Raw genomic sequence first — 24,822 nt, forward strand, 5'->3', positions numbered from 1 at the left:
GGCCGCCGGCCTCCCGGCTTGTCCGTCGTCGGCCGGGTCCGTGGGCGTCGTCGGCCACTTCCCCGGGGCGCGCGGGCGGAATTCAGGCTACTTCGACCGCTCGGGCCGGGGCGGCGGGGACGGTTTCCCCCTCCGTGGTGCACGACCGCTGGAACAGCAGCACGGCCTCCAGCCGGTTGCGGGCGCCGAGCTTGGTCAGCGCGTGGGAGATGTGGCTCTTGACGGTGGCGGGCGACACCCTGAGGCGGACCGCGGTCTCGGCGGTCGACATGCCCTCCGTGAGGTTGCGCAGCACCTCCTGCTCGCGGGAGGTGAGGGTGTGCAGGAGATCCTTGGAACCGGCGGCGGCGGGGACCGGCGCGGCGCCGGTGGGCCGGGCGTACAGGGTGCGCAGCTCGGGGGAGAGCACCGTGTGGCCGGAAGCGACCGCACAGATGGCCGTCGCGAGCTTGGCGACGTTGATGTTCTTCACCAGGCAGCCGGTGGCGCCGGCCGCGAAGAAGGAGTCGAGGCGCCGCTGGGTCCAGCCGGTGCCGACGACCAGCACCCTCACCTGACGCAGGTGCAGTTGGCGGATCAGGCCGGTGGCGTCCTCCCTGGGGGCGACCGCGAGGACCGCCACGTCCACGCGGTCGAGAGGCCACTGCCGCAGCGGCTGCTGGTTGTTCACGCTGCCCACCACGTCGAGATGGGGCGAGACGCCGAGGACGCGGGTCAGGACGTGACGGGAGATCGGGTCGTGATCCGCGACCAGCACGCGAGCTGTGTCGTCTTCGGCGGGCTCCGCGCCGAAGAGATCACGTTCCAGAGACATGAGGTACGCCCTTCGTCAGATTGTTCGATGCCAGACGAGCCTAAAAAACCGGAACGCTGTTCAGCAATGATGAACAGCGTTATGGCCAATTTTGAGCGCTCGACAGGCGAGCTTCGGGCGCTGGGGTGCGAGAACCCTCAGTTTCCAAGGTGATCGCTTGATCGTTCCTTGGTCTGGTGTTTGTTGACGCCCCACAGAGTCCCACCTACGGTCGGGCATCGGGGGCCGCCCGCCAACGCCGTCGGGTGCAGGGCTTCCGTGTGCCGCTGCAGCGGAGGGGGAAGCATGCAGGACGATGCGCTGGCCACGGCGTGGCTCCGAGGGTTCGCGCGGGCCGTCGAAGAGAACGAGGACAGACTCACCGCACTCGATTCCGCGATCGGGGACGGAGACCACGGCATCAACATGCGCCGGGGCGCGTCCCACGTCCACCGCATGCTGCTGCGCGACCGGACCCCGGGAACCGCGGGCGAACTACTGGACGAGGCCGGGCTGTTGCTCCGGGACCACGTAGGAGGCGCCGCGGGCGTTCTGTACGGCAGCGCCTTCCAGGCCATCGGTGGCGCGTTCGCGGACGACCGGGCCGAGGCGGCCCGGCTCGGCGACGCGCTGCAGGCGGGACTCGACGCCGTCGTCAGACTGGGAGCGGCGGCCACCGGCGACAAGACCATGGTCGACGCCTACGCGCCCGCCGTGGCGTCGTTCCGCGCGGTGTGCGCGCGGGGCGGCAGCCTGGGCGAGGCCGCGCGAGCCGCCGCCGCGGCCGCCGGGACGGGCGCCCGTTCCACCATCCCGATGCAGGCGCGCAAGGGCCGTGCCTCGTACCTCGGTTATCGCAGCATCGGCCACCTGGACCCCGGCGCCGCCTCCACGGAGATGCTCTTCGGGTCGCTCGCCGAGGCGGTCACGGCCGGCCCGGAACCGGAGGTGCGCTTCGTGCGGATCGCGTGCCTGCCCGGCGTGTGAACCGAAGGACGTGACGCGGCCCCGCCCGTCCCGGTCCGGGGCCCGTCCACGGACAGGCCCCGGACACGCCCTTCCGGTCACGCCCCGGCGTCCGGCCGGGAAGGCCCCCACGCGCCCACCACCATGAACGCCTGCTGGGCGTTGAGCCGCGGAGGGTACGCCGAAGTCGAGCGCTCGGCCACCCCGTCCAGGTCACCGAGGCCCCAGGCGCACTCCGCCACCGGATCCGGGGTGGTCAGCAGACGCAGCCCCGCGGCCACTCCGCCCGCCTCGACGACGGCCCGCTGGAAGGCCACGACCTCCTCGATCACCATCGACACCAAGTGGGTCCGGCGGCCCGAGCCGGCGGTGAGCGTGTTGCCGCCCATCGGGTCGCACAGCCACGCCGACGGATGCCCGGCCCGCCGCACCGCGGTCACGAGCCGGGGCAGCTCCGACGCCGCACGGGAGACGCCCATACGCGAGACGAGCGTGAGACGGCCGGGCGCCCGGTCGGGATCCAGCACACGGCACAGGCGTACCAGCTCGTCAGGAGAGGTGTCGGGGCCGACCTCGCAGGCGATCGGGTTCGCGACGCGGGCCAACCACCGGGCAGGCTCCCCGTCCGGCCGGAGGGCGCCCTCCCCGAGCCACGGCAGATGCGTGGACGTCAGCAGGGGCCGGTCCGCCGGTGTGCGCCGCAGGAAGGACGGCTCGTCGTCGGGCGCCGGAAACCCCTGACCGGTCCACACCGGATCCCCGTCGCGCCGGGCGCCGCCGTCCACCCGCTTCCGGCCGATCCGCAGCACCGGTCTGCCGCTGTTCACCCGCATGATCCCGGCCAACGCGTCGAGGAGACCCGCCTCGCGGCCGGCGACCGCGGGGTCACCGGCGAGCCGGCGCTCCTCGACGTGGTCCCCGGCATGGAGCACCTGGTACTCGCCGGCCGCGGCCCTGGCCAGCAGCCGCCGCAGGACCTCGGTGTCCTCCCGGGTCACCGGACGGGACGGCACGACCGGCTCGGCCCGTACCGTCGCGGCGTCGACCGGGACATCGGACGAGGACACGGTCAGGCCCCCGCCGACCCGGCGGTGGACGCGCCCGTGACCAGGTCCGGGCGCAGCGAGGCCGCGCCGCGCAGGTAGACGTGCGCGGCAGCGGCCCGCGGCCGGGCGGAATGGGTGTGGATCAGCACGCGTACCGCGCGCGGACTGCCGCCCGGCACGTCGATCTCGCTCGCGCACATCAGCGGCACGTCCACGAACCCCATCTCCCGGGCGGCGCGGGCCGGATACGCGGCGGTGAGGTCCGGGCTCGCGGTGAACCAGATGCTGATCAGGTCGGCCGGGTCGAGGGCGTTGCGGGTGACCAGTTCACCGAGCAGCTCGGTGGTGGCCCGCACGATCTCGTCCGGATCGTTCGACGCCGCCTGGGTGGCACCGCGCAGGGCCAGCACCCGGGGGGCGGGGGGCGCGGCCGTCGGGCCCGCGGGCTCGACGACGGGGCGTCCGTTCACTTCACTGTGTCCGTTCACTTCTTCTCCGGAGATGCCGACGGGCGGATCGAACAGGCGTGGAACGCGGGGTCATCCTGCTCGGCCCCGGGCCCCCTCGTCATCCACCGACGGACGACCCGGCCGGCCGCCACGGCCCGGGTGCGCGGAAGGAGGAGTGCCGTGCACCGGCGAAGGAGGCCTCCACCATCGGCCGATGCCCCGGCACCACACGTGCCGGGAGCATGGCGGACATGGGTTCAACGCTTGCGCAAAAGGTCTGGGCCGACCACACGGTCCGCAGGGGCGACGCAGGAGGCGACGACCTGCTCTACGTCGATCTCCACCTGCTCCACGAGGTGAACACGCCCGCGGCGTTCGACGGCTTGCGAGCGGCCGGACGCACCGTGCGGCGCCCCGAGCTGACGGTGAGCACAGAGGACCACAACGTGCCCACCACGTCCCCCCTCCACGGATTCGACGACCCCGCCGGCCGCCGCCAGTCCGTCCAGCTCCGGGACAACTCCGACGCCTTCGGGATCCGCATGTACCGGCGCGGTGACGAGGAGCACGGCATCGTGCACGTCATCGGTCCCGAACAAGGCCTGGTCCGCCCCGGCATGACGGTCGTGTGCTGCGACTCGCACACCACCACACTGGGCGCGTTCGGAGCCATCGCGTTCGGCATCGGCACCAGCCAGGTGGAGCACGTACTCGCCACACAGACGCTGTGGACGCGCCGCCCGAAGGACATGGCGGTCGACGTCACGGGCACCCTCCCGGCGGACACCACGGCGAAGGACCTGGTGATGGCGCTGATCGCGGCCATCGGCACCGGCGGAGGCCAGGGCCACATCATCGAGTACCGCGGGCCGGCCGTCGAGGCGCTGTCGATGGAAGGCCGCATGACCCTGTGCAACATGTCGGTCGAGGCCGGATCCAAGGCGGGCCTCGTCGCCCCCGACGAGACGACCTTCGCCTACCTGCGCACCCGTCCCGGCATGCCGCAGGGAGCCGAGTGGGACGCCGAGGTCGCGTACTGGACCTCCCTGCGCACCGACCCGGACGCGACGTTCGACAAGGAGATCACCCTCGACGCCTCCACGGTCCGGCCGTACGTCTCCTGGGGAACCAACCCGGCCCAGAGCCTGCCCCTCGACGGCCGTGTGCCGAGCCCCGCGGACTTCGACACCGCCACCCAGCGCGCGGCGGCCGAACGCGCCCTCGCGTACATGGACCTCGAACCCGGCAGCCGACTGACGGACATCGGGATCGACACCGTGTTCGTGGGCTCCTGCACCAACGGCCGCATCGAGGACCTGCGCGCCGCGGCCGACGTGCTGCGTGGCCGCCGGGTCGCCGACGGAGTGCGCATGCTGGTCGTACCCGGCTCCGCCGCCGTGCACCGGCAGGCCGTGGACGAGGGGCTCGACCAGGTCTTCACCGGTGCCGGCGCGGACTTCCGCCCCATCGCCGGCTGCTCCATGTGCTGCGGTCTCAACGAGGACCGGCTGCGGTCCGGACAGCGCGCCGTGTCGACCAGCAACCGCAACTTCGAAGGCCGGCAGGGCAAGGGGTCGCGCACGCACATCGCCTCCCCGGCGGTGGCCGCGGCCAGCGCCGTCACCGGCCGCATCACCGCACCCACCGACCTGTGAGGCCACGCACCTACATGGAACAGTTCACCGTGCACGTCGGTACGGCGCTGCCGCTCCGGCGCAGCAACGTCGACACCGACCAGATCATCCCCGCCCGCTTCGTCCCCTACTTCAGCCCCACCGGCCAGGGCAACGGCCTGTTCGGGGACTGGCGGGACGACCCGTCGTTCCCCGCGAACCAGGCCCAGTACCAGGGCGCCACCGTCCTCGTGGCGGGCAACGAGTTCGCCACCGGCTCCTCCCGCGAGTCCGCCGTCTGGGCCCTGCAGAAGGCCGGATTCCGGGCCGTCATCGCGGCGAGCTTCGGCGACATCTTCCGCGAGAACGCCCTCATGCGCGGCCTGCTGCCCGTCGCACTCCCCCCGGACGCCGTGGAGCGGCTGTGGGAGCTGACCGAGACGGACCCGACCACACCGCTCACCGTCGACCTGGAGCTGCGCCAGGTCCGGTTCGCCGACCGGACCGAGACCTTCGAGATCAACGAGGGCGCACGCGACCGGCTGCTGCGCGGCGCGGACACCATCAGCGACACCCTGCGCCACGAGGCGGAGATCAGCGCGCACGAGCGGCGCCGCCGACCGCTCCTGCCCACGACGACGAGGAACGGCCGATGACCCGACGCCCCGCCCTGCTGGTGCTCGACCTCATCAACGAGATCGCCCACCCCGACGGGAAGTACAACGACGTCTGCCTCGACCAGATCGAGAGCCGGGACGTCCTCGGCCACGCCCGCCGCGCCATCGACCACGCCCGCGAACGCGGCATACCGGTGGTCTACGTGGTCGTCGGCTTCTCCCCGGGGCTCCCGGACTGGTCGCCGGTCTCGCCGCTGTTCGCCGAGGCCGCCGACGGCGACCGGCTGATCCTGGGGACCTGGGGCACCGAGGTGCACGACTCCCTCAAGCCCGAGGCCCACGAGCCGGTCATCGCCAAGCGCCGGATCAACCCGTTCCTCGGGACACACCTCGAACTGACCCTCCGGACCCTCGGCGTGAACACGCTGCTGCTGACCGGAGTGACCACCGACCTCGTCATCCTGTCCACCGCCCGCGAGGCCCACGACCTGGACTTCCACGTGGAGGTGCTGGAGGACGCCACCGCCACCTCCAGTCCCGAACTGCACGAAGCGGCCCTGACCTTGATCCGCCGTACCGCCGAAGTCACCACCGTGGACGAGGCGTTGGGGCGGACGCGGGCCGCCGACGAGAACGTGACCGAAGAGAAGGAGTAACGTCGATGCAGCCGTTCTACCTCATGACCGACCGCGAGAAGGACGAACTGTACGGGGTTCTCGAGACCATCGACACCAACCCGTACGACGACTACCACGCCTTCTCCGCGGCCGTACGGCGGACGACCGAGGGCAAGGTCCCCGAGTCGCTGCTCCAGGCCGCCGAACAGATCCGGACGGAGCGCGAGGCGGGCGTCTCCGACACGCACGTGCTCCGCAACTGCCCGGTGGACAAGGACCTTCCCGAGCTGGGGCACGACGACCCGCAGGCGGACAAGTACGCCCACAAGCTGACCTACGTCGGCGAGGGCTTCCTCGAGCTCGTGGCGCAGCTGACCCGTACCCCGGTGATGGCGTACGCGACCCGCTTCAACGGGGACTTCTTCACCGACGTGTACTCCATCAGCAAGTACCACGGGAAGCAGACCGGATACAGCGACGGCGAGCTCGTCTACCACAACGACCGCACCGCCCACCCCGTGCGCGCCGACTACATCAGCCTGCTGGGCATGCGGTGCCCGGTGCAGGAGTACACCTGCACGAGCCTCGTCGAGGCCCGCACGCTGCGCGCCGGACTGTCCGCGGACACCCTGCGCGTCCTCGGGGAGGCGCACTTCGTCACCCCCTTCGACGTGGTCTCCAAGGACAACAACAGCAGCCTGACCGTCTCGGAGAAGCACGCGATCTTCCAGGGCGACTACGGCATCCGCTACCTGGACACGCACACCACCGTCGCGCCCGACGCCCCGGGCGAGGCCAAGGACGCCCTGATCGAGCTGAAGAACGCGCTCACCCGCGCGGACAAGAAGCGGCATCGCATCCTCGAGGGCGACCTGCTGATCTTCGCCAACCAGAACGGGCTGCACAGCCGCGAACTGATCGAGGTCAACGACCCCGAGCGGTCGCGCTCGCGCTGGCTGCTGAAGACGTACACCCTGCGCAGCCAGGCCGTCGCGGACGGCTTCGCGGACCGCTGGGTGGAGGGTGTCGCCGGCCGGGTCGGCGACTGACCGCCCGGCGGACCACGGACTCCGAGGGGCAGGTGCGCGGGAACACTTCCCGCGCACCTGCCCCTCGCGTTTGCACGTTACGGCGTGACCGGCGTGACCGGCGTGACCGACGCGACGGGGCGGCCCGGCTGAGGACCGGCGTCAGTCCGACACACGCCAGGCGACGCCGCGGCCGGCCCCGAGCTCGCGCGAGAGCAGGGTCGCCACATCGCGCACGGCGATCGCGTGCCGCTGCCGGTTCGCCTTGGACAGGAGGCGCTCGACGGGGCCGATGACACCGATCGCGCCCGCCGGTTCGCCGGTCCGGTCGAACACCGGCGAGGCGATGCAGGCCTCGCCCAGCGTGCTCTCCTGGTCCTCGAGCGCGTAACCGGTCTGCCGGATCGCCTCCAACTGGTCCGCCAGCACCGCGGGGTCCACCACGCTGTGCCCGGTGAGCCGGGCCAGATCGCCGTCCAGCAGTTCCCGCTGCCGCTGCGACGGAAGGAAGGACACGAGCGACTTGCCGAGCGCGGAGGTGTTCCACGGCACGCTGGCGCCGAGGTCCGGAATCTGCACCCCGCTGCGGGGCCGGAAGGCGTGGTGCACGACGAGGATGTGCCGGTCGTCGTCGAGCACCGCGACCCACACCGCCTCGCCGGTGCGCTCGGCCAGGGTGTCCGCCCAGGCGACCGAGTGGGAGCGCAGTTCCTGCGTCTCCAGATAGGAGTTGCCGAGGCGGAGCAGCGCCATCCCCAGGAGGTACTTGCTCGTCCCCTTCTCCTGCCGGACCAGCCCCTCGGCTTCCAGGGTCTGCAGCAGCGCGTGCACGGTCGGCTTGGAGACCCCGATCCGCTCGGCGAGCTCGGTGACACCCAGGCGGGGGCCTTGGGCCGCCAGCTCTCTCAGGATGCGTGCGGCACGCTGAACGGACTGCACCATGCTTCAACTCGCAATCAGTATGGCGGAACGCCGTTCAGAATAGTGCCGCGCGTCGACGTGTTCTCTGACCGATCGACGGCCGAAGTTTACGCCTTGATCACGCGGAAGGGGAGATTACGGCCCAAGGATGATCAACCGCGGAGTGCGAGGCAGGCGCGGGGCAGGGGCACCGGCGGGACTCGCGTACCGGACACGAAGCGGACACGAAGCGGACGGGAACCGGACAGGAACCGGACAGGAACCGGACGGGAAGCAGACGGGAACCGGACAGGAAAGCGGGCGGCGCGCCCCCCCGCTCCCGGACCAGTGCCGGACGCGTCGGAGCCCGCCGCCCGAGGCGATCGGAACTGCTGTCCATCGGGTCCCGGTGACGTCACCCGGCCCGGGCGGGGTCGGCACGGCGTCCGGTGACCACGGCCACCACCGAAGCCGACAGGAACGCCACCGCGGCGATGACCGCCGACGTGTGCAGTCCGTCGATCATCCCGTCCGTGGTGCCGACGAGCGTGCCGAAGAGGGCCACACCCATGGCGCTGCCCACCTGGCGGGACACGTTGAACACCGCCGACGCCGTACCGGCCTTCTCCGCGGGGCTCGCCTCCATGACGGCCACGGTCGCCGCCACGACGGTGACCGGGGTCGCGAGGCCCGTCGCCATGAGCGCGAAGAGCAGTACGGCATAAGGGGTGTCGGGACCGGCGACCAGCCAGCCCAGGAACCCGACGCCGCCGAGCAGCAGCGCGCCGGCCATGGGCACGTACGGGCCGCTGCGGGCCGTCAGGCGGCTCGACAGCGGCGCCGCGACGAAGCCCATGCAGACGGACGGCAGCAGGGCGAAGCCCGTGCTCAGCGCGCTGAGTCCACGCTCCTGCTGGAAGTACAGGGTGGCGACGAAGAGCAGGCCGTAGTAGCCGAAGCTGAGCAGCAGGCCGATGACGTTCGTCGCCGAGAGCCGCACCTCGCGGAAGAGCGACATCGGCAGCAGCGGCCGCCGGCCCTCCGGCCGTACCGCCGCGTTCTTCTCCAGGCGCAGTTCGACGGCGACGAAGGCCGCCAGGCACACGACGCCGCCCGCGAACATCGTCAGCACCTCGGGAGAGGTCCAGCCCGCGGATCCCGCCTCGTTGAGCGCGCCGGCCACGCCGAGCAGCCCGAGCACACCCAGCAGCAGACCCGCCGGATCCATCCGGCCGGGCCGGTCCTTCCGGCCCGGAGCGGGGACGTGGCGCAGGGTGAGCAGTACCGCCACCGCGGCCACGGGCAGGTTCACCCAGAACACCGCACGCCAGTCGAACCCGGCGACCAGCAGCCCGCCGACCGCCGGCCCGGCGCCGAAGGCGACCGCCGAGACGAGCCCCCAGTAGCCGACCGCCCGGGCACGCTGGGCCCGGTCGGGGTAGGCCGCCTGCAGCAGGGCGAACGACGCGGGAACCAGCAGCGCGGCCCCGGCGCCCTGAGCCAGTCGGGCACCGATCAGGACCCCCGCGGAGGGCGCCAGCGCGCAGCCCACGGACGCGGCGGCGAAGACCCCCAGGCCGGAGAGGAACAGCGGCCGGTGCCCGAAGCGGTCACCGAGCCCGCCGCCGACCAGGAGCAGCCCTGCGAAGAAGGCGCTGTACCCGTCGACGATCCACTGCAGGTCCGACGGACCGGCGTCGAGCGAGTCCTGGATGGCGGGCACGGCCACGTTCACGACCGTGACGTCCAGCATCACCAGGAAGTAGCCGAGGCTCAGTGCGATGAGCGGCGGAAGGGAAAGCGCGGGGCGCTCGGGCGGCGGCCCTGCGGAGGCGTCGGGCGCGAGAGCGGGGGAGGGCGAAGGGTCTGTGGACGTCATGCGATCCAGTCTCGGGTCGCAACATTTAGTCACCCGTCAAAGTGTGGTCGGACTACGCTGGCGGCATGGCAAGGACGACGACCGGTCGACGCCGGAACCAGGACCAGGTACACCACCAGCCCGACATCGCCCGGGCCGCGCATCTGATCGCCGACCCCTCCCGCGCCCGGATGCTCAAGGCGCTCAGCGACGGCCGGGCCGTGGCCGCCGGCCTGCTCGCCACCGAGGCGGGCGTGAGCGCCGCGACGGCCAGCGTCCATCTGGGCAAGCTCGTCGAGGCGCGGCTGGTCGTCATGGAAAGCGCCGGCCGGTGCCGTTACTACCGCCTGGCCAACCCCGACGTCAGCCTCGCCCTGGAGGCGCTGGCCGTCATCGCACCACCCCTCCCGGTCACCTCACTGCGCGAGAGCAGCACCGCAGGCGCCCTGCGCCGCTCCCGCACCTGCTACGACCACCTCGCCGGCCGACTCGGCGTGAGCCTCCTGGACTGCATGCTCAAGGACGGCCTCCTCGCCGGGCACGACGGCAGCCACCGCCCCGAGGAAGCGGTGCGCGACGGCGCGTCCGGATACGGGCACGACGTCGACTACCGGCTCACCGACACCGGCCGGGACACCCTGGCCCGCTTCGGGGTCGACCTGGACCGGCTGCCCGCCCGCCGCCCCCCGATCCGCTACTGCGTGGACTGGAGCGAACAGCGCCACCACCTCGCCGGCGCGGTCGGCGCCGCGCTCACCGCGCGCCTCTTCGCACTGGGCTGGCTGCGCTACGGATCGAGCCCCCGCGTCGTCCACGTGACCGAGGACGGCGCCGACGGCCTGGCCGCCACCTTCGGCCTGCCGCCCGCGGACTGACCGCACCACCGGCCGACGGGGACGGGAACCTCGGCCGATCGGTGTACACCTCCGGAGGAACGGGCGCCGGAGCTTCCTCCGACGAGTGATGACGTGCGGCCCTCCTGCCCCGAGCCTGGATCGGGCCGAACAAACACCGCACGACGCCGGCCCGCGGAACGCTCACACCGGCAGAAGCAAAGGGAGAACACCGACGTGCCCACTACGCCCGCCCCCGTCGGCGACCGCACGGACCGCAGCGTGACCGTCCTGCGCGACCTGCTGACCCCCGAGGCACTGGACTCCGTCGACTGGAAGCGGTGGCACGAGCCGGGCCGTACCGGCACCGCCGTCCACGCCCTGTACACGACCGACGACGACCGGCCCGCGACCGCCCAGCTCATCCGCTTCGACCCCGGCGCCCACGGAGACCTCCACGAGCACCTCGGGCACGAGCTCATGTTCGTCCTCCAGGGCGAACTCCTCAACGACAACGGCGACCGCTACCGGGTCGGCGACCTCGTCATAGAGGAGCCGGGAAGCGTCCACCGCATCAGCACGGAGACCGGGTGCACCCTCCTCGGCATCCGTCAGGCCCCCGTCGTACCGACGAACTGAAAAGGACGGGCGTGAACCTCCACAGCCCCACCGGATCCTGGCAGACCCTGCCCGCGGCGCAACAACCCGAGTACCCCGACCCGGAGACCCTGCGCGAGGTGATCGCGGACCTCCGGTCCTTCCCCCCGCTCGTCTTCGCCGGCGAAGCCGACCAGCTGCGCGCCCGCATGGCGGCCGTCGCCAGGGGAGAGGCCTTCCTCCTCCAGGGCGGCGACTGCGCGGAAGCCTTCGACGCCGTATCGGCCGACGACATCCGCGACAAACTCAAGACCCTCCTGCAGATGGGCGTCGTCCTCACCTACGCCGCCTCCGTGCCGGTCGTCAAGGTCGGCCGCATCGCCGGCCAGTACTCCAAGCCCCGCTCCAGCCCCACCGAGACCCGCGACGGAGTCACCCTCCCCAGCTACCGGGGCGACTCCGTCAACGGCCAGGCCTTCACCGCCGCGGCCCGCACACCCGACCCGCAGCGCCTGAAGCGCATGTACCACGCCTCCGCCTCCACCCTCAACCTCGTGCGCGCCTTCACCACCGGCGGCTACGCCGACCTGCGCGAGGTCCACGCCTGGAACCAGGACTTCGTGAAGTCGTCCCCCTCCGGCCGTCGCTACGAGGCGCTGGCCCGCGAGATCGACAACGCGCTGACCTTCATGGAGGCCTGCGGCGCCGACCCCGAAGAGTTCAGGACCGTCGAGTTCTTCTCCTCCCACGAGGCCCTCCTCCTCGACTACGAGTCCGCCCTCACCCGTGTGGACTCGCGCACCGGGCAGCTCTACGACACCTCCGGCCACATGGTCTGGATCGGTGAGCGCACCCGCCGGCTCGACCACGCCCACATCGAGTTCGCCTCCAGGATCCGCAACCCCCTCGGCGTGAAGCTCGGCCCCACCACCACGGCGGACGAAGCCCTCGCCTACATCGACCGCCTCGACCCGGACCGCGAGCCCGGCCGGCTGACCTTCATCGTCCGCATGGGCGCCGACAAGGTCCGCGACAAGCTCCCCGAGCTGGTCGAGAAGGTCACCGCGTCGGGCGCCCTCGTCGCCTGGGTCACCGACCCCATGCACGGCAACACCTTCGAAGCCTCCTCGGGCCACAAGACCCGCCGCTTCGACGACGTGCTCGACGAGGTCAAGGGTTTCTTCGAGGTCCACAAGGCACTCGGCACCCACCCCGGCGGCATCCACGTCGAACTCACCGGTGACGACGTCACCGAGTGCGTGGGCGGCGGCGACGAGATCCTCGTGGACCACCTCCACCGACGCTACGAGACCGCCTGCGACCCCCGCCTCAACCGCAGCCAGTCCCTCGACCTCGCCTTCCTCGTCGCGCAGATGTACCGCGAACAGACCCGCAGCGCCTGAACCCCGCGTGGCCGCACCGGCAGGAGACCGGTGCGGCCACGCGACTGTTCTCGACGGGCTCCCCTCATGCAGGGGTCAGCGCTTGGAGATGCGGACCACTCCGGTCTCGGTGCCCTGGTAGAGGGTGCCGTCCGGGGCGGCCGTCCCCCGCATCTGGAGCGGGTTGTAGACCAGCCCGATGCCCAGGTAGGAGCTGCTCAGCTTGGCGCCGGTGGCCGGGTCGAGCACGGCGTGGTGGTACTGGGCGAAGGTGTTCAGGCCGGCGCTGCCGGTCGGCCCGGTCACGGAGACGGTGTAGATCCTTCCGTCGGCGAGGGACAGCCGGGGCAGCGCGGCGGACTTCACGGGGCTGTTCCACACCACCGAGCATCCCGTTCCCGCCGCGTCGACGTCGATCCGGCTGAGTCCCCCGTCGAAGTTCGCGGAGGAGGGCTCGCTCGCCGGAGCGCCCTCGGGCAGGGCGGGATAGGGGTAGCCGTAGGTGTTGGTGACGAAGACGCTGCGGCCGGAGGCGATGACGGCGTCCTCGGTGCCGCTGCGGGCGTACTGGGTGAGCACGGGGACCCGGCAGATCGGCTCCGGCCCGCCGGCCACCCGGTAGACGAGCAGGTTCCCGTGCGGGTCGGCGTTGTCGACGATGGTGACGTACTCGGTGCCGTCGCCCGGCCCGAAGAAGCTCGGCGTGGTGCCCGTGCCCCAGCTGAGCTGTCCGGGCTTGCGGGCCGGACCCCGGTCGTACGGGGCCCGCCAGTCGACGACGGGGGTTCCGTCGGGCCCGGCCGACAGGAGGTAGAGGGCGTGGTCGGTGGCGACGGCGGTGCGGCCGGGAACGGTGGAGATGCTGTTCTGGACGCCCTCGCCGGTGCCGATGGCGCGCACCGCACCCGTGCCGGTGTCGACGGTCCCGATCACCCCGCCGCTGGTGGCGAACCAGACCCTGCCGTCCCAGTCCGGTGTCAGGCCGACGATGTCGTCCCCGGCGGGGACGGCGTTCCCGAGCGGCGTGGACTGCTCGATCCGGAGCGTCCATCCGGACTCGGTGCGGCGGTGGCCGACGCGGAGCAGGTTGTCGTTCCCGTCGACGACGACCAGGCGGTCGGTGGCGTCGAGGTAGGCGTAGACGCCGCCGAAGAGGCTGCCCTTGGGCAGGGCGAGGGAGGCGAGGTCGGCTCCGGTGGCGGGGTCGAGCAGGTGGACCGTCGGCGTCTGCCCGAAGATGGTGGTGCAGAGGGCGACCACGTAGCCGTCGCTCCCCACGAGCACGGTGGGGCAGGCCGAAGCCAGCGCCGTACGGGAGTAGTCGACGCCGGCGGTTCCGGGACCCGGGTACGGGCTGGTGCCGCTGGAGGCGCTGTCGCCGTGCATGGTCGCGGAGCCGTTGGCCGCCGTGGCCGGGTTCTGCGGCGGCTGCGGGCCGAACGGGGAAGCCGGGCCTGCGGCCGCGGGGGTTCCCCCGAGGGCCACGGCGAGGGAGAGGGCGAGCACGGCGAGGCGCCCGCCCGCGGGCAGGGAGAACGGCATCAGGGGGTCCTCGTGGCTGAAGGGGAGGAATCGGTGGGAGATCGCGCGGCCCACGCGCCCCCGGGAGGTGCCGGGTGCTGCGGCACAGCGGGGCCCGCGGACGCGGCGGGAACAGCCGGCGGAACGGCGGCCGATGGTGCGGCCGGGCCCCTGATTCCGTGTGGCGGTTGCTCCCCGGAACGGCTCTGCCCGAGACGCTAGCCGCCGACCCCGCGATCCGGATCCCTCCGCGGACTCCCGCCACGGCGTGTTCACACGGTTCACGTTCCCGCAGCACCCGAGCAACACCCGGACGGACAAAGGCCGGGGGAGGGGGCGCCGGACCGTCGGCGCGATCACTCCTCCTCGCGCCCAGAGGACCCGCCCGGGGCGGCGGTCGAAGCGGCGGGCGTCCGATCGTTGCCGCGGCACGGCGAACTCATGCCAGCCGCCGTGCGATCCCTGACACCGGCGTCCGCCTTGTGCGACATCCCGTCACCAGCGATTCTCCCCTTGAGCGTTGACGCGCCCGGTCCTACCGGCGGCACGCGCGCCCGGGCGGCCGCCGCCTCCAACGGCCCACCGGACGCGCCCGCGCCGTGGGGTCTGCCCCACCCCGCTTCAGGGGGCTCGTCGGCGTGTCCCAGCCCGGCGCCGCGTGATCGGCTGTCCGTACGGGATACGCGTGACGAAAGGCGGACAGGTGAAGGCACGGATCGGTCATGGGGCATGGATTGTCGGCGTGGTGCAGTTCTTCGTCGTCCACGTGATCGCCGAGTCGGCGTGGGCCCGACCGTACAGCTGGGCGCGGAACAACATCAGCGACCTGGGCAACGTTCACTGCGCCCTGCAGTCCGAACCCGAGCCGCGGTACATCTGTTCACCCGAACACGCCCTGATGAACAGCTCGTTCACAGCCCTGGGCGTGCTCCTCCTCGTCGGCGCGGCCCTGACCGGCGGTGCCCTGTGGCGCCCCGGCCGGGCCGCCGCCACGGCCCGCCTGCTGCTGGCCGCCGCCGGAGCGGGATTCGTACTGGCCGGACTGGCGCCCGCGGACGTCGACGAGAACCGACACGTCCTGGGCGCCCTCCTCATCATGGCGGCCGGCAACATCGGCCTCGTCGTCGCGGGATTCGCCCTGGCACACCACACACCCACGCTCCTGCGGTGGGGCGCCGTCCTCTCGGGCGCCACAGCGCTCACCGCCCTCGGACTGTTCCTCTCCCACGCCTACCTCGGTCTCGGCATGGGAGGCATGGAACGGGTCGCCGCCTTCCCCCTCCTGCTCTGGTCGCTCGCCGCCGCCACTCACGGCGTCATCGCCCGGCCGCGACGTACCCGACGGGCACCGGCCCATGACACCCTCCCTGCGGCTACGGAGCCTGAGACGAAGTCGCCGATCACACCGCCGCCACCGCCGAACACGACCGCCGGCCGCGGCTGAAACAGAATGGTCCGAATCTTCTCCGCCGGGAGCCCGAGGACGTACGCCGGATGGACTCCGCGCTCGGCCGTCACCTGACCTGAGGCCTGCGAGCAGCCGTTCGCGGCCCGCGCGGGCACCCCCGCTATCCGATGGGAACGACACGTGCCCAGGCCGGCGGGTCGTCAGGGGTGTAGTCCGGGTCGTCCTCGTCCACGGCGCGGGCGGGCCGCGGGAAGAGACCGACGACGGTGCGGCAGGGCGGCTGCGCGGAAGGCCAGGGCGTCTGCCCGTCGGTGAGGGCGACGATCACGTCGGGGCGGGGCCGGGAGCGCAACGCCCGGGCGAAGCCGGACCGAAGGTCCGTGCCGCCGCCACCGATGAGTTCGAGGTTCTCGGCGCGGCACAGCGGTACGGCGACGCCTGCCGCCGCGTCACAGGAGATCACCGAGACCAGGTCGCGCCGGCCGCCCACCGCCCGCGAGATCGCCGCCACCTCCAGCAGCGCGCCGCCCAGCTCCGCGTCGCTCACCGAACCGGAGGTGTCGATCACGACGCAGACGCGGGGTGGCATGCGGCGCAGGCTCGGCAGCACGACGCCGGGCACACCGGCCGAACGGCGGGACGGACGCCGGTAGCTGTGGTCCTCGCCCACCCCCGGCGCGCCCGCGGCCGCGCGGACCGCGGCGCCGAGCAACTGCCGCCACGGCTGCGGTGGATGGAACGCCTCGTCCGCCCACCGCCGCCACCCCTCCGGGGCTTCCCCGGGCCGGCCGGTGATCGCCTCGGAGACCCGGAAGCGCACCGCGTCCCGCTGCTGCCTGCTCAGCCCGTGTGCCCCCTCGGGCCCCAGCTCCCAGGGCCGCGCGTGCCCGTCGGCGCCACTGCCGCAGTCCAGCCAGGTCAGCCGCGAAGTGCGGCCCGCCATCGAGGACGTGCGCAGGTACTCCTCCATGAGCAGCCCGTCCGGCAGGCCCAGCATCGACGGCCGCACCGCCCCCGTCGGCATCGGCAGGCCGTCACCGTAGATGTCGTCGTTGATCTCGAAGTCCGCCGCGATGTTCTGCCGGAGCCGCTGCCCGGGCCCGCGCTCCCCGTGCTCCCGCGCGTACCGCTCGCTCCGCCCGTGGTGGTCCCGGAGCAGGTGGGAGACCTCGTGCACCCACACGCCCGCCAGCTCCTCCAGCGGGGTGCGCGCCACGAACAGCGGGGAGACGTAGCAGCGCCAGTACGCGTCCACCGCCATGGTCGGTACGGACCGGTCCTCCACCACGTGCAGCGCGAAGAGCGCGCTGGCGAGGTACGGGCGGACCGTGACCGCGTGCAGCCGGGCGGCCAGCAGCTTCTCCGTGTCCAGAGGGACGGCCGGCCCCGGCGGGAGGTGGGGCACGGCGACCCGCACCGGCCTGGGCGGCGGGGGAGGGGCCATCGGACGGGGCAGGGGGCGAGCCGACGGGTCTGCCTGGCGCCGCTTCGGCTGCTTCACGGCTCCGGTCATGCGCGACCACCCACCGAGCTCCCGGCGCCCACGGCCGCCGCGGTCCGCGCCACCGAATCCTCCGCCCGCCGGGCGAGTCCGATCACCGAGGCGAGGCGTTCCACCGCCTCCGGCACCTCCCAGCCCTCGCGCCGCAGCGCGGCCAGCGCCTTCGCCGGGCCCACCAGCAGGTCCGGTGCGCCGGTCTCCAGCGCCCTGACCAGCAGCGCCCAGCCCGCCTCCCAGCGCTCCCGCTCCGGGCGCGCGCCGACGGCGGCCACGACCGCGTCCAGCGTGGCCTGGCGCAGGTCGCCGCGCTCCGGCAGTTCGGCGGCGGCGGGATCGGCCAGCAGCACATCAGGGTCGGGCAGCTCCATCCGGTCGATGTGGGCGAGCAGTTCGAGCCCGGGGCCGTCCCCGACCGCGCCCCGGACCAGCAGCGCCAGCACGTCCCGGGAGACGGAAGCGGCCGTGCCGAAGGCGAGCAGCGTCATCGCGGCCTCCCAGCTGCGGGGCGAGGGCCAGGCCCCGCCGCGCCGGGTCTCGGTGGTCGGCAGCCGGTGGATCAGCGTCGGCCGCGTGCTCAGGAAACCGCACACCGCGCGGCGGGCGAACGCCACGGCGTCCGGCAACCCCGCCGCGTCCAGCCGGGGCAGTTCCGCACGGGGCCAGACCCCGCCGAGACCGCGCACCACCACCTCCCGGTCGTGCACCCAGTACAGGTGCACGAACCGGTTCGCCAGCGGCGGGCTCAGCTCCCAGCCGTCGGCAGCAGACGCCCGGGGGTTGGCGGCGGCCACGATCCGTACGCCGGGGGGAAGCCGAAGCGCCCCGACCCTCCGCTCCAGGACGACGCGCAGCAGCGCGGCCTGCACGGCCGGGGTGGCCGTGGACAGCTCGTCCAGGAAGAGCAGCCCCCGCCCGGCGCGCACCAACTCCACGGCCCACTGCGGCGGGGCCATGGGCACCCCGTTCACCGCCGGGTCCTCGCCCACGATGGGCAGCCCGGAGAAGTCGGTCGGCTCGTGGACGCTGGCGATCACCGTGGTCAGCGGCAGGTCGAGGGAGGCGGCGAGCTGGGTCAGCGCGGCGGTCTTGCCGATGCCGGGCTCGCCCCACAGGAGTACGGGCAGGTCCGCGGCGACGGCGAGGGTCAGTGCCTCCAACTGCTCGTCGTGGCGCGGCTCGGTGGTGGTCGTGCGCAGGAGGGACAGGAGGTCCTCGGCGAGGCCGAGCTGCGGCAGGTCGGCGGCCGGCGGTACGGGCACGGAGAGGACGGTGCTGGAAGTCATGGGCATCACCTGGGGGAATTCGTGGACGGAAGGTCCGGACTGGTCGAGCGGTGTACGGCACGCACATCACGCACGTCATGCAGAGCACGCACCTCATGCAGAGCGCGCACAGCGCGATACGTGCCGGGAGATCGGGCGGGGCGCCGGGCCCGGCGCGGGGTCGGTCGAGCCGCCGGGGCTTTCGGGGCCCGGGGCGGGTCAAGGGGGAGCCGGTAGGCCGAAGACCCCGGCACGGGCGGTCCTGCGGGCGGCAGGTCGCCGCAGGTTTCGGGCCGTCAGTCGCGCAGGCAGGTCCGTGGCCGGGTACGGCTGCCGCGCTTGCGGCGCAACTCCGACGGCAGACGACGGTCGAGCCGGGGCCGGTAGCCGTTGTCCCCGGCCACATCCGCGGCAGGATGCACCGGTACGAGACCCGAACGGAACAACCCGTGACCCAGGCGACCGGCCACCGCACCCTCCAGGGCGTCACGCAGGGGCCCGTCGCGCAGGAGTGCACCGGGACCGAGCAACCCCTCGACCACGACCAGGGCGCCGGTCACGTCACCGTGGCCGAGCCGCTCGCGGACCGCGGGCAACGCCTCCGGGCTGCGGTGCACGGTGTCGATCGCCCGCAGGCAGGGGAGCCCCGGCCCGCCCAGCGCCATGAGGAGCTCCTCACGGGCCAGTTGGGCCGGGTCGTGATCGACCGCCACCAGTACGCCGTCCCGCAGGGCGATCCGGTGTCTCTCTCCCAGGCACTCGACCCGGTGCGGGTCCGCGGACCCGCCGTCCGGACTCACGTCCGCACCGCGGGCCGGGCCCGCGTCCCGGCCGGAGTCCGGCCCCCGGCCGCCCCGCGGACCGATCACGGCCGCCCCGGCGGGTGGCGGCGAGCCCGAAGGACCCACGACTCCCGGAGTCGACAGCGCCGCCGCGACCAGCGGGTGCAGCCGTTCGGCGGGAAACAGCCCTGCCCGCAGGAGTTCCAGGTCAGGAAGCTTTCGTGCCGCGGCTTCCGGCAGCACCGGGAGCGCCGCGACCTGCTGCGGCGACAGCACCTCCCGCACCGGCCTGAGCACGGGGGCATGGCTGTCGTCGGGGGCGACGAGTTCGAGCACGGAGCGGCTGCGCGCACCGAGCCGTACGGTCAGAGCGCCGCGCGAACGGCCCTCGGCCCGCAGCAACAGCTCCGCCTCCGCCGCCCAGTGGTCCGACGGCCGCGGAAGGTCGTGGTCGCCGGGCCCGTACGGCGCGTCCGGGCCGCACCGTCGCGCCAGTTCGGCGCTGCGGGTGGCGTCCCAGAGGTGACGGTGCAGATCGAGACGGAAGCGCCGGTCGGGGTGGGGATGGGGGTGATGCCTGGGCGCGTCTCCCCGGGACTCCTCCCAGAGCGCCAGGGACATCCGCTGGCCCGCGTCCGCCCAGGCCGGTGGCGTCCGCACGACGAGATGCGGTGCCGCGGCGCCCGGGCCTCCGTAACGGGCCAACGACAAGGTGAGGCCGGGCCGGAGCCGCCCGTCCGGGGCGATCCGGGGCATGTGCCAGCGCAGCAGATCCGGCGCCAGGCGACGCAGATCGGCCCGGAGGCGAGCGGCGAGTTCGGTGCCGTGGCGGACGCGCACGGCGCGCAGATCGAGATCGACGTCGACCCGGGCGGCGGCGCAGGCTCCCGCCCAGTCACCGGTCACCCGGCGGGCGGTCGCGATCTCGATCATGGACGGTGGCACGGCGTACTCGCGTACGCGCTGCCACATCGACAGGCGGGCGGGAATCGGTTCCGCGAAGTGAGTGGCCATCAGCACTCACCTTGCGCGGACGATTCCCCCCATCCGGAGAGGGGGAAGTTCTTCATCGCGGGCATCGTAAGCACCGCCGGGACGATCTGTCAGCCGCATTTCTCCGGGCGGTCGATCCCGGCCCGCTGCCGGACCCGATCTGCCCGGCGTCGTGCTGCCGGCACCCTGACGGCAGCCTTCTCGCCATCGGGAGAGAAGGGCCCGTTCTGCTACCACCTGGCCGTGCCCTCGCCTCGATCGAACCAGGCGAACCGAACACCCGCGTCGTCCCAGCCCGCCGAACCAGGCGTCACCGCCCCGTCCCCCGCGAGGGACAAGACCTTGCTCGGCGCCTGGGTTCAGCCGGTTCGGCCGACCTGTCTAACCGGCTGAACCGGCTCAGCTGGACTCCACGGGACTCAGCGGACCAGTTCCGCCGCCAGCAGGTCCATCAGCAGACCGTCGTGCCAGGTGCCGTCCGCGCCCCGTTCGTACTGGCGCATCACACCGACGGCCCGGAACCCGACCTTCTCGTAACAGCGGATGGCGGCCGTGTTGTCGGCCGCCGGATCGATGACCAGCCGGTGGTACCCGCGGTCGTCGACGAGGTGCCGGGCCAGCGTACGGACGGCGTCGGTGCCCAGCCCCCGGCCGTGCACCGACGGATCGAGGAAGAGGTCGATCCCGGCGTGCCGGTAGTCCTCGTCCTCCTCGGAGTACCACTGGATCATGCCGACGATCCGGCCGCCGTACCGGACCGTAAGATAGCGGGTGGAGGAGTCCTCCAGATCGGAGACCACCTCCCCGACCAGGTCTTCCCCACCGAGCCACCGCGCCCGGACCTCGGGCGTGGCCCGGATGGCGGCGAGTTCGGGGACATCCCCGAGGACGGAAGGACGCAGGACGACAGAGGTCCCGTACAAGTCGCTCATGATGCCCAGCCTGCCACCCGCACCCGCCCTCACGGCGTCGGGCGACATCGAGCGACACCGCGCCCGAGGCGTTCGCCGGCGGTCGCGCCGGCCGTCGCCTTCCCATCTTGACGGCAATCTGGTCCAGACCTATCGTCTCGGCTTAACGCGCCTGTTCACCAAGGTGCTTCACGTTCACATACGAGAACGGAAGGCCCCGCTCATGCGCAGAACCGGACTCCTCGCAGCTGTCGCCGCCCTCGTCGCCGGTGTCCTCGTCTGGCCGGCCGCACCCGGCGCCGGAGCGGCCCCCGCCGTCTTCACCCACCCCGGAGTCGCCGTCTCCCAGGGGCAGCTGGACTTCGCCCGCTCCAAGGTCCTCGCCGGCGCCCAGCCCTGGAAGGGCGCCTACGACCAGATGATGGCGAGCAAGTACGCCGACCCGAACCGCGCCCCCAAGCCCCGATCGGTCGTCGAGTGCGGCTCGTACTCCAACCCCAATTACGGCTGCACCGACGAACGCGAGGACGCCATCGCCGCGTACACCAACGCCCTCGCCTGGTACGTCACCCGTGACGCGCGCTACGCGCAGAAGTCCGTCCAGCTGATGGACGCCTGGTCCGCCGTCATCACGGACCACACCAACAGCAACGCCCCGCTGCAGACCGGCTGGGCCGGCTCGTCCTGGCCCAAGGCCGCCGAGATCATCAAGTACACGTACACGGGCGGCTGGCCGAACTCCGGCCGGTTCGCGACCATGCTCCGCAACGTCTACCTGCCCGAGATCATCAACGGCTCGAATTCCAACGGAAACTGGGAGCTGTCGATGATGGAGGCCGCCGTCGGCATCTCCGTCTTCCTGGAGGACCGGACGTCGTACGACAAGGCCATGGCGAAGTTCCGCACGCGCACCGCCGCCTACGTCTACCTGGCCTCCGACGGCGCACTGCCGAAGACCGTGCCGAGCCAGAACCTCGACACCCGCGACAAGATCGTCAACTACTGGCAGGGCCAGTCGACCTTCGTCACCGGCCTCACCCAGGAGACCTGTCGGGACCTCACGCACACCGGCTACGGCATCTCCGCCATCTCGCACGTCGCCGAGACCAGCCGCATCCAGGGCCAGGACCTGTACGGCACGGACGTCGGCGAACGCCTGCGCCAGGCCCTCGGGTTCCAGTCCAAGTACGAACTCGGCACCGCCGTCCCCAGCTGGCTGTGCGGCGGCTCCCTCCACCTGGGGCTCGGCCCGGTCACCGAGGTCGGCTACAACGCCATGCACCACCGCCTCGGCTTCGCCATGACCAACACCGAGACGCTGACCCGGCGCAACCGCCCGGCCGGCAGCAACAACCTCTTCGTCGCCTGGGAGACCCTCACGCACGCCGACAACCCCTCCTGACCGGGAACCCGCGGCAGCTTCCACCGCACCGAGCGCCGCGACGAGCGATCGGAAGGCCCGCCTCCGCAACCCCGGATCCGCCCGGCGTGCGGTGACTCCATCGGGTGCGTCTTCTTCATCCCGTGGAGTGGTGGAGTGACCGCACCTCGCCGACCCGTTCCGCACCCGGCACACGTCCACGACCGGGGCTCACCAGCCACCGCCACAGCCGTGCCGGCGTGTGTCGAGGCGGCCTCGCGCACCGGTGCGAGGTACTCCGGAGAGGGATGCCGCCGAACGGGGCCGTTCTCGCGTGTCCCGTCTCAGCAGCCCGCGACGCCGGTGTCAGGGTGGACAACCCGTGCCTCGGGTTCCTCGGGTTCCCGGTTTTCTCGGGTTCCTCGGAAGGGTCGTCGGGGGCGGGGCGGCGGACCGACCGCCATCTGGTGGGCCGTGGAGAGGTGGAGGTGGGCGAGTGCCCCGGGGTCCGCTGTTGTCCCTGCGCGGGATCACCAAGCACTACGGCGGGGTCGTGGCCCTCGACTCGGTCGACCTGGAGGTGGACCGCGGACAGGTCCTCGGTCTGGTCGGCGAGAGCGGAGCCGGCAAGAGCACACTGGTCAAAGCCGTGTCCGGGATCGCCCCGCCGGACTCGGGGACCATCGAGTGGCAAGGCGTTCCGGTCGATCTCGACCGGCCCGCCGAAGCCCAGCGGCTGGGCATCGCCACCGTGTACCAGGACCCGTCACTCGTCGACCGGATGGACGCGGTCTCCAACCTCTACCTCGGCCGTGAGCTGCGCCGGTTCGGCGTCCTGCGGCAGATCGAGATAGAGAAACGTTCCCTCGCGCTGCTCGACCAGCTCGCCATCACCCGCCCCGACCTCCGGGTCCCCGTGCGTACGCTCACCCTGGGCGAGCGCCAGACGGTCGCCATCGCCCGGGCGCTGCTCGGCCGCCCCCAGCTGGTGGTGCTGGACGAGGCGACCGCCACGCTCACCGTGGAACAGACCTCGAGGATGCTCGACCTGATCCGCCGGCTGCGCGACCAGGGCCACGCCGTGATCATGGTCAGCCACAACCTGGACGACGTCCAGGCCGTCGCCGACCGCATCGCCGTGCTCCGGCTGGGCAGCAACGGCGGCGTGTTCGACGCCCGGTACACCAGCCAGGAACAGCTCGCGGCAGCCATCAGCGGCGGGCACCCGCTCGCGGTGACCCTCCAGCAGAGCCTGCTGCCGCGGGGGCTGCCGGCACAGGACGCGGTGGAGGCGGCCCACCGGTACCTTCCCGCACACGCCGGAGTGGGCGGCGACTGGTTCGACGTGATCCCGCTGTCCGGCGCCCGCGTCGCCCTCGTGGTCGGCGACGTCGTCGGACACGGCCTCCACGCCGCCGCCACCATGGGACGGCTGCGCACCGCCGTGCACAACCTCGCCATGCTCGACCTGCCGCCCGACGAACTCCTCACCCACCTCGACGACGTCGTCGCCCGTATCGACGAGGAGCAGACGGCCGGCGGCGGCGAGGCGGCCGTCATCGGCGCCACCTGCCTCTACGCGATCTACGACCCGGTGACCCGCCGTTGCCGGCTCGCCCGCGCCGGTCACCTGCCCCCCATCCTGGTGAGCCCCGACGGTACGGTCGACATCCCCGACACGCCCGCCGGCCCACCCCTGGGTCTACGCGGGCTCCCCTTCGCCACGATCGAGCTCGACATTCCCGAGGGAAGCCGTCTCGTCCTGTACACCGACGGGTTGGTGGAGTCACGAACCAGGGACATCGACGTCGGCCTCGACCGACTGCGCGCCGCCCTCTCCCACCCCGGGCACAGTCCGGAACAGACCTGCCAGGCCGTACTGGCCGCGATGCTCCCGGCCGATTCGGCCGACGACATCGCCCTGCTGGTCGTGCGCACCAAGGCACTGCCCGGCGACCGCATCGCCGAATGGAACGTCCCGCCCGACCCCTCGGCAGTGGCCGCGAGCCGAGCCGCGGCCACCGCCCACCTGCGTCGCTGGGGTCTGGAGGAACTGGTCCTCGGCACCGAACTGATCATCAGCGAACTGGTCACCAACGCCATCCGCTACGGCGCCGCCCCCATCTGCGTCCGCCTGGTCCACGCACGCACGCTGATCTGCCAGGTCGCCGACGGCACCGGCACCTCACCGCGCGTGCGCCTGGCCGCCGACACCGACGAGGGCGGCCGCGGCCTCTTCCTGGTCGGGCAGATCGCCCAGCGCTGGGGGACCCGGTACACCGAAACCGGAAAGGTCATCTGGACCGAACAGTCACTGCCCTGACCACAGGGCACACCCCGCCGCGGCGACCGTCGGCGACCAGCGGTGATGCGGCGCCGTCCGCC

The 24,822-nt window shown here is 72.5% G+C and carries 20 protein-coding genes and 2 pseudogenes; 12 read left to right on the plus strand and 10 right to left on the minus strand.

The features are described from left to right. Positions 1-82 precede the first annotated feature (82 nt). Positions 83-814, minus strand: coding sequence for a response regulator transcription factor (locus AC067A_RS14360; RefSeq protein ID WP_478619248.1), 732 nt, complete (start codon positions 812-814; stop codon positions 83-85). Positions 815-1,099: 285 nt separating this feature from the next. Between AC067A_RS14360 and dhaL the strand changes: the two genes are divergently transcribed. Then, on the plus strand, positions 1,100-1,780 hold the full coding sequence (gene dhaL / locus AC067A_RS14365) for a dihydroxyacetone kinase subunit DhaL (protein WP_478619250.1): 681 nt from the start codon (positions 1,100-1,102) through the stop codon (positions 1,778-1,780). A 77-nt stretch (positions 1,781-1,857) separates the two neighbouring features. On the opposite strand, the gene AC067A_RS14370 is transcribed toward dhaL, so the two are convergent. Together AC067A_RS14370 and aroH are read right to left on the minus strand one after the other, a co-directional pair. Then, complete coding sequence (locus AC067A_RS14370) at positions 1,858-2,826, minus strand: 3-deoxy-7-phosphoheptulonate synthase (protein ID WP_478619252.1); 969 nt, start codon at positions 2,824-2,826, stop codon at positions 1,858-1,860. 2 nt (positions 2,827-2,828) lie between these two features. Beyond that, a complete protein-coding gene (gene aroH, locus AC067A_RS14375) occupies positions 2,829-3,275 on the minus strand; it encodes a chorismate mutase (protein ID WP_478619254.1) in 447 nt (148 codons plus the stop codon). 230 nt (positions 3,276-3,505) lie between these two features. On the opposite strand from aroH, the gene leuC reads away from it, so the two are divergent. The 4 genes from leuC to AC067A_RS14395 are packed head-to-tail and all read left to right on the plus strand — an operon-like array spanning position 3,506 to position 7,150. Beyond that, positions 3,506-4,909 carry a 3-isopropylmalate dehydratase large subunit gene (gene leuC, locus AC067A_RS14380; RefSeq protein ID WP_478619256.1) on the plus strand — a complete coding sequence of 468 codons (1,404 nt, stop codon included), beginning with the start codon at positions 3,506-3,508 and terminating at the stop codon, positions 4,907-4,909. Positions 4,910-4,923: 14 nt separating this feature from the next. Then, positions 4,924-5,523: a 3-isopropylmalate dehydratase small subunit gene (gene leuD, locus AC067A_RS14385; protein WP_478619258.1), complete on the plus strand. Its 600-nt coding sequence runs from the start codon at positions 4,924-4,926 to the stop codon at positions 5,521-5,523. Next, positions 5,520-6,140 carry a cysteine hydrolase family protein gene (locus AC067A_RS14390; protein WP_478619260.1) on the plus strand — a complete coding sequence of 207 codons (621 nt, stop codon included), beginning with the start codon at positions 5,520-5,522 and terminating at the stop codon, positions 6,138-6,140. Before leuD ends, AC067A_RS14390 begins: the two co-directional genes overlap by 4 nt. Positions 6,141-6,145: 5 nt before the next feature. After that, entirely contained in the window at positions 6,146-7,150 is a 1,005-nt protein-coding gene (locus AC067A_RS14395) for a TauD/TfdA family dioxygenase (protein WP_478619263.1), read from the plus strand. Positions 7,151-7,291: 141 nt separating this feature from the next. On the opposite strand, the gene AC067A_RS14400 is transcribed toward AC067A_RS14395, so the two are convergent. Together AC067A_RS14400 and AC067A_RS14405 are read right to left on the minus strand one after the other, a co-directional pair. Then, on the minus strand, positions 7,292-8,071 hold the full coding sequence (locus AC067A_RS14400) for an IclR family transcriptional regulator (protein ID WP_478619266.1): 780 nt from the start codon (positions 8,069-8,071) through the stop codon (positions 7,292-7,294). 373 nt (positions 8,072-8,444) lie between these two features. Further along, positions 8,445-9,908, minus strand: coding sequence for an MFS transporter (locus tag AC067A_RS14405; protein ID WP_478619268.1), 1,464 nt, complete (start codon positions 9,906-9,908; stop codon positions 8,445-8,447). A gap of 65 nt (positions 9,909-9,973) precedes the next feature. Here AC067A_RS14405 and AC067A_RS14410 point away from each other — a divergent pair, with 65 nt between their 5' ends. The 3 genes from AC067A_RS14410 (at position 9,974) to AC067A_RS14420 (ending at position 12,720) form a co-directional block, all read left to right on the plus strand. Next, positions 9,974-10,762, plus strand: a complete 789-nt coding sequence (locus tag AC067A_RS14410; protein ID WP_478619271.1) for an ArsR/SmtB family transcription factor — start codon at positions 9,974-9,976, stop codon at positions 10,760-10,762. A gap of 195 nt (positions 10,763-10,957) precedes the next feature. Continuing rightward, entirely contained in the window at positions 10,958-11,359 is a 402-nt protein-coding gene (locus AC067A_RS14415) for a cupin domain-containing protein (protein ID WP_478619273.1), read from the plus strand. A gap of 11 nt (positions 11,360-11,370) precedes the next feature. Further along, the gene (locus tag AC067A_RS14420) at positions 11,371-12,720 is read left to right on the plus strand and encodes a class II 3-deoxy-7-phosphoheptulonate synthase (RefSeq protein WP_478619275.1); all 1,350 of its coding nucleotides are present in this window, start codon (positions 11,371-11,373) and stop codon (positions 12,718-12,720) included. Positions 12,721-12,795: 75 nt separating this feature from the next. Here AC067A_RS14420 and AC067A_RS14425 read toward each other — a convergent pair whose 3' ends face one another. Continuing rightward, on the minus strand, positions 12,796-14,241 hold the full coding sequence (locus AC067A_RS14425) for a hypothetical protein (RefSeq protein ID WP_478619277.1): 1,446 nt from the start codon (positions 14,239-14,241) through the stop codon (positions 12,796-12,798). Between the two features lie 721 nt (positions 14,242-14,962). Here AC067A_RS14425 and AC067A_RS14430 point away from each other — a divergent pair. Then, positions 14,963-15,664: a DUF998 domain-containing protein gene (locus AC067A_RS14430; protein ID WP_478619280.1), complete on the plus strand. Its 702-nt coding sequence runs from the start codon at positions 14,963-14,965 to the stop codon at positions 15,662-15,664. Between the two features lie 124 nt (positions 15,665-15,788). Here AC067A_RS14430 and AC067A_RS14435 read toward each other — a convergent pair whose 3' ends face one another. The 4 genes from AC067A_RS14435 to AC067A_RS14450 form a co-directional block, all read right to left on the minus strand. Next, entirely contained in the window at positions 15,789-17,141 is a 1,353-nt protein-coding gene (locus tag AC067A_RS14435; RefSeq protein WP_478619283.1) for a vWA domain-containing protein, read from the minus strand. After that, complete coding sequence (locus AC067A_RS14440) at positions 17,138-18,412, minus strand: AAA family ATPase (RefSeq protein WP_478619285.1); 1,275 nt, start codon at positions 18,410-18,412, stop codon at positions 17,138-17,140. Before AC067A_RS14440 ends, AC067A_RS14435 begins: the two co-directional genes overlap by 4 nt. A gap of 275 nt (positions 18,413-18,687) precedes the next feature. Beyond that, a complete protein-coding gene (locus AC067A_RS14445; RefSeq protein ID WP_478619288.1) occupies positions 18,688-20,187 on the minus strand; it encodes a hypothetical protein in 1,500 nt (499 codons plus the stop codon). Positions 20,188-20,585: 398 nt separating this feature from the next. Then, on the minus strand, positions 20,586-21,098 hold the full coding sequence (locus AC067A_RS14450) for a GNAT family N-acetyltransferase (RefSeq protein WP_478619291.1): 513 nt from the start codon (positions 21,096-21,098) through the stop codon (positions 20,586-20,588). Between the two features lie 202 nt (positions 21,099-21,300). Here AC067A_RS14450 and AC067A_RS14455 point away from each other — a divergent pair, with 202 nt between their 5' ends. The 3 genes and pseudogenes from AC067A_RS14455 to AC067A_RS14465 form a co-directional block, all read left to right on the plus strand. Continuing rightward, the gene (locus AC067A_RS14455; protein WP_478619294.1) at positions 21,301-22,479 is read left to right on the plus strand and encodes an alginate lyase family protein; all 1,179 of its coding nucleotides are present in this window, start codon (positions 21,301-21,303) and stop codon (positions 22,477-22,479) included. A gap of 511 nt (positions 22,480-22,990) precedes the next feature. After that, positions 22,991-23,437: pseudogene (locus AC067A_RS14460) on the plus strand (ATP-binding cassette domain-containing protein); the annotation flags it as partial. A 222-nt stretch (positions 23,438-23,659) separates the two neighbouring features. Next, a pseudogene (locus AC067A_RS14465) lies at positions 23,660-24,760 on the plus strand (SpoIIE family protein phosphatase); the annotation flags it as partial. Positions 24,761-24,822 lie beyond the last annotated feature (62 nt).

Source organism: Streptomyces sp. NPDC043176, from assembly GCF_056436715.1.

Coding starts and splice junctions, on each gene's coding strand:
- AC067A_RS14400 (WP_478619266.1), bottom strand. CDS start 8,071: ATGGTGCAGTCCGTTCAGCGTGCCGCACGCATCCTGAGAGAGCTGGCG.
- AC067A_RS14395 (WP_478619263.1), top strand. CDS start 6,146: ATGCAGCCGTTCTACCTCATGACCGACCGCGAGAAGGACGAACTGTAC.
- AC067A_RS14425 (WP_478619277.1), bottom strand. CDS start 14,241: ATGCCGTTCTCCCTGCCCGCGGGCGGGCGCCTCGCCGTGCTCGCCCTC.
- AC067A_RS14455 (WP_478619294.1), top strand. CDS start 21,301: ATGCGCAGAACCGGACTCCTCGCAGCTGTCGCCGCCCTCGTCGCCGGT.
- AC067A_RS14360 (WP_478619248.1), bottom strand. CDS start 814: ATGTCTCTGGAACGTGATCTCTTCGGCGCGGAGCCCGCCGAAGACGAC.
- dhaL (WP_478619250.1), top strand. CDS start 1,100: ATGCAGGACGATGCGCTGGCCACGGCGTGGCTCCGAGGGTTCGCGCGG.
- AC067A_RS14435 (WP_478619283.1), bottom strand. CDS start 17,141: ATGACCGGAGCCGTGAAGCAGCCGAAGCGGCGCCAGGCAGACCCGTCG.
- leuC (WP_478619256.1), top strand. CDS start 3,506: ATGGGTTCAACGCTTGCGCAAAAGGTCTGGGCCGACCACACGGTCCGC.
- AC067A_RS14445 (WP_478619288.1), bottom strand. CDS start 20,187: ATGGCCACTCACTTCGCGGAACCGATTCCCGCCCGCCTGTCGATGTGG.
- AC067A_RS14405 (WP_478619268.1), bottom strand. CDS start 9,908: ATGACGTCCACAGACCCTTCGCCCTCCCCCGCTCTCGCGCCCGACGCC.
- AC067A_RS14440 (WP_478619285.1), bottom strand. CDS start 18,412: ATGACTTCCAGCACCGTCCTCTCCGTGCCCGTACCGCCGGCCGCCGAC.
- leuD (WP_478619258.1), top strand. CDS start 4,924: ATGGAACAGTTCACCGTGCACGTCGGTACGGCGCTGCCGCTCCGGCGC.
- AC067A_RS14390 (WP_478619260.1), top strand. CDS start 5,520: ATGACCCGACGCCCCGCCCTGCTGGTGCTCGACCTCATCAACGAGATC.
- AC067A_RS14450 (WP_478619291.1), bottom strand. CDS start 21,098: ATGAGCGACTTGTACGGGACCTCTGTCGTCCTGCGTCCTTCCGTCCTC.
- AC067A_RS14410 (WP_478619271.1), top strand. CDS start 9,974: ATGGCAAGGACGACGACCGGTCGACGCCGGAACCAGGACCAGGTACAC.